Source organism: Aeromonas aquatilis, assembly GCF_054052405.1.
The window spans coordinates 1-3095 of sequence record NZ_JBSTYP010000121.1 but is presented as its reverse complement, the minus strand read 5'-3'; the positions used below and the strand labels follow the sequence as shown (position 1 = coordinate 3095).

Genomic DNA, 3095 nt, shown 5'->3' with positions numbered 1-3095 from the left:
TACGCATAAAAAATCCGAAACCAATCAACTGGTTTCGGATTTTCACACAACAGAAGGATCGGTCAATGGATCCTTAACTGATCGGCATTACGACCAGATGGTCGCCCTTTTTGATTTGTGCGGGATACCGCCCGGTCAAAGCAGATCGTAGATAAGGGCCGAGATGGCAAGCAGCCCCATCACCAATACAAAAAGGGTACTCGGCCCGCGATAGCGCTTGAGTGCGGGCAAGCGATAGATGGAGCAGGCCGGCAGCAGAAACAGGATCACCGCGATCAGCGGGCCACTGACGCGCTCGATGATGTCGAGCACATTGGGGTTCAGATAGGTGATGACGGCGGTCACCATAAACAGGATCACCGATGACACCCGGGCGATGGTCGACTCCTTGAGAGAGAGCCCCAGTCCCTGACAGGCACCGCTCACCATGCTCACCGTCCCCTCGCTCACCCCCATGGAGGTGCCGAGGAAGGATTTGGACATGGCCAGAATGGCGATGAGCGGCCCCACATAGGCGATCAGCGGATTGGAGAACTTGTTCGCCAGCGCCGACAGCACCGAGATATTGTCGGTGCGGGCCAGCGCCATCTCTGCCTGACTCAGGCTCATCACGCAGCTCACCACGAAAAAGAGCACGCTGCCGCAAATCAGCATGCTGCTGTACTTGATGATCCGCTTGGCACGCAGGTCGGCACTCTCTTGGCAACGCTTTTTCTGCGCTGCGCTGAAGGAGGAGATAATGGGCGCATGGCTAAAGGAGAACACCATCACCGGCACGATCAGCCAGAGTGATTTCCAGAATGCCGGATCACGCCAGTCCACCGCCTGACTCTCGCTGAAATAGGAGAGGCTCCACTGGGGCAGCAGATAGATGGAGAGGCCTATCAGAAAGGCAACCATCGGCAGTGCCAGCACGCTGATGGCCGACACCACGATCTGTTTGCCGGCCAGCAGCACCAGATGCAGGCCCAGCATCACCCCCAGCACCAGCAAGCCGCGCGGCAGCTCGGCATCCCCCTGCTGGTGAACCACGAAGCTCTGGATCGCGTTGGTGATGGAGATGCTGTAGACCAGAATGATGGGGTAGAAGGCCATCAGATAAACCAGCATCAGCAGCTTGCCCGCCTTGGCACCGAAGTGCTCCTCCACCACATGGGTGATATCCCCTTCCCGATGGGAGCTGGAGAGCACAAAGCGGCTCAATGCCCGGTGGGAATAATAAGAAAGCGGAAAAGCCAGCAATAAAATAAACAGCAAAATAACCGGAGAATTACTGCCAACAGTAATAGGGAGAAATAACGTACCGGCACCGACAGCAGTGGCATATAGGCCCATGGTCCATACCGAATCGCTTTTCTCCCATTTCAGTTTTGAAACAGGGTTACTCTTTTCAGCAATAGAAACACTCATTGCAATATATACCTTATTAGTCTGTCATCATTATTTTTATTGGCCCGAATAACAGGCTGGAGATATGTCATTGCATATCGCCCTGCACATGAAAAAAACAACGCCGCCAGCGGCCAACAGGGCCACCGGAGAGAAACGGAGCTGCCACGCTACCATCGTTGAAATCGCTATCCGGGTCAAGGTTAATAATTCATGACTGTTTGAATCGGAATGTTTCAAAAGACAACAGGATGTATCACATTCGTCACCCAAAACCCGATTCAAGCCTGTTTGATAACATACCGATAAAACCTCATGCTGTTGCCCAACAACATAAATAAGACCAGCGAACAGGTCGATAATATTAACACCTTAAGCTGTGGAATATGAGTTAAATAATACGGCCAACTTTTCTACTAATTGACAGTGATGTCAGCCAATTTATTCAGGGTAAAAGCGCAGGCTATTTCCCACAGCGACCGGAGCGGCACTCTCAACTTGCCGGGCAGTGCGCCACCCGGTTGCGGCCTGCCCGCTTGGCCTCGTAGAGCCACTCGTCGGCACGGGCCAGCGCCACATTGATATCCTCTCCGGGCTGCACCAGCGTGGCCCCCAGACTGACCGTCATGCCGACCGGTTCGGCGGGCAGCGCCTCGACCGCGGCGCGGATCTGCTCGGCCATCTCCAGCAACGCGGCCTCATCAAGCCGTGGCAGCAGGATCACGAACTCCTCGCCACCGCTGCGTACAAAGAGGTCGTCCGCCCGCAACAGGGCATCGATACAACGACTGAAGCGCTGCAGTGCCAGATCCCCCTGCCGATGGCCGAAGCGATCGTTGATCTGCTTGAAGTGATCGATGTCGAGCATAAGCAGGCCGCAGGGGGCCTCGTTGCCCCTCACCTGCTGGCAATGTTCGAAGAAGTAGCGGCGGTTATGGAGGCCGGTCAGCTGGTCGGTCTCGCTCTGATGCTGCAGGCGCTGCTGCAACTCGAACTGGCGGGTGATATTGCGGGTCACCCAGGCCACCGCCCGCTTGCCGTCGTAAAGGGAGGGCAGAGGAGCTATCTTGCCTTCAAAGCGCTGCATCCCTTGTGGCCCGACACCGGCATCAATACCACCCACCTCGCTGGCAGCCAGATCGTACTCGACCACCTGCACCTGGCCGCTATCCAGCGCCAGCGCGACCTGCGCCATCACCCAGAGGGACATCGCCTCCGGCAGCACATCCAGCAGCCGCTTGCCAGCCAGCGGATTGCCGTCCTGATAGGATTGGTGCTCCATGCCGCCGATATATTCCACGTAATAGCCATCTTCACTGAGGATAAAGACGGGATCTGGCAGCTGGGCCATAACCTCGTAAAGCTGCGATACCGAAAGAGTCATGGATACTCCTGTACTTCTGTGGCCAACAGGGGCCGCCTATTGTGCCCCAACCCGGTGCTCCGCCAGCAATCAACCCAAGAAACAGATTTGCAGCGGTAGCCAACAATCCTTTACAGCAAGTGTACCCCGCATGACGAAACTGCCCGGAGTGATCGGCAAACCACCGGTGGTCCTCCCATATCCCATTGTTTCAAAAAGAGGCTTCGTTTAGGCTCCTGTAGCTCGCCCCCATTTTTATGGCTATGTCCCAATTACGTGTTGAAAGGCTAAGCTTGAAGTAGGCCATCACCTTGAGGTCTACCATCATGGATACCCCAGCCTT

At 55.6% G+C, this 3095-nt stretch carries 2 protein-coding genes; both read right to left on the bottom strand.

Translation table 11 applies throughout. The features are described 5' to 3' along the window. Positions 1-135: 135 nt before the first annotated feature. Positions 136-1410: an amino acid permease gene (locus ACW5W8_RS23425; protein WP_498630811.1), complete on the bottom strand. Its 1275-nt coding sequence runs from the start codon at positions 1408-1410 to the stop codon at positions 136-138. A 472-nt stretch (positions 1411-1882) separates the two neighbouring features. After that, the gene (locus tag ACW5W8_RS23420) at positions 1883-2773 is read right to left on the bottom strand and encodes a GGDEF domain-containing protein (RefSeq protein ID WP_498630809.1); all 891 of its coding nucleotides are present in this window, start codon (positions 2771-2773) and stop codon (positions 1883-1885) included. Between the last annotated feature and the right edge of the window lie 322 nt (positions 2774-3095).

Excerpts from the sequence above, each read along its gene's own strand:
- ACW5W8_RS23425 (WP_498630811.1), bottom strand. The coding sequence starts at position 1,410 with ATGAGTGTTTCTATTGCTGAAAAGAGTAACCCTGTTTCAAAACTGAAA.
- ACW5W8_RS23420 (WP_498630809.1), bottom strand. The coding sequence starts at position 2,773 with ATGACTCTTTCGGTATCGCAGCTTTACGAGGTTATGGCCCAGCTGCCA.